This window comes from Priestia sp. P5_B4 (assembly GCF_056400385.1).
In genome coordinates this window covers 1-999 of sequence record NZ_JBFULJ010001150.1, presented here as the reverse complement: position 1 = coordinate 999, position 999 = coordinate 1, and the positions used below count along the sequence as shown (strand labels likewise).

The following is a 999-nucleotide window of genomic DNA, read 5'->3' as shown; positions in this document are numbered from 1 at the left end:
CATTTAACATTGTAAAAGAGGCAGTAATCGAACTGCAAGTAATTGAGGATTTATTAAAAGATGTTGAACTCCTAAACCAGGATAAAAATTTAAAAGGTGAATTGACTTTAAAAAGAGAAGATGTAGTTTATATAATTCAAGAGTTTATTAGTAAATATACAGCCTATAACAATGATTGTGATTGGGTATATAATCGGAAAGAGATTGATGTAKCAAATGAAATTAATTTAGAAAAATTATTAAGTGACATCATGTTTTCGAAATATCCATTGACTCTTGAAGTTCGTAATGATTCATTTAATAGAAAAACAGTTAATAACATGCAAAGAAAAGCAGGTTATAAAGTATTAGATCATATCTTGAACAGTTATGATCAAAATAATTTAGGTATTGAAGGGCAAGGTCCAGAGTATTTGATCTATGCTACTATTTTCAAAAATAATCACTTTGACCTTAACAATTTAGATAATTTGCAAAGTGTGGAGCTAGCAAGTTTAAGAGAAGATCTTTTGAATTATTTGGAAAATAATATTCAAGGAAATCTACAACAATTTATTGAAGTGATGACTAATGACCCTTACGGATTAAGAGAACCTTTAATTCCTATCATATTAGTAGCGCTTTTAAGAGACAAATGGGATCAATTAATGTTTTATAGAAATGATATGTATGTGGCTGGAATTGACGGTGAAACCCTCTATAAAATGTTTGAAGAAGCAACTGAATATCAATATGTTTACTACAGATTTAGCGAAGAATATGATAACTTCTTTATGCATTTAGAGTCACAATTTAGTAGTTATCAAAATGAGCTAGTGAGTAAAAAACCAAGGGTTATTCGCCTAAGTAGTGGTATGTTGACGTGGCTTAGAAGCTTACCTCGTATTACACAGATTTCAAATAATATGAGTAAAGAACAGCTTACTTTTAAAGAATTAATTAGAAAAAGCGAGGTTAACCCACAGGATACATTAAAAAAACTTTTTACTCTATATAAAG

At 29.1% G+C, this 999-nt stretch carries 1 pseudogene; it reads left to right on the top strand.

From position 1 onward, the window contains the following. Nucleotides 1–999, top strand: a pseudogene (locus tag AC1DRF_RS29525) (hypothetical protein); the annotation flags it as partial.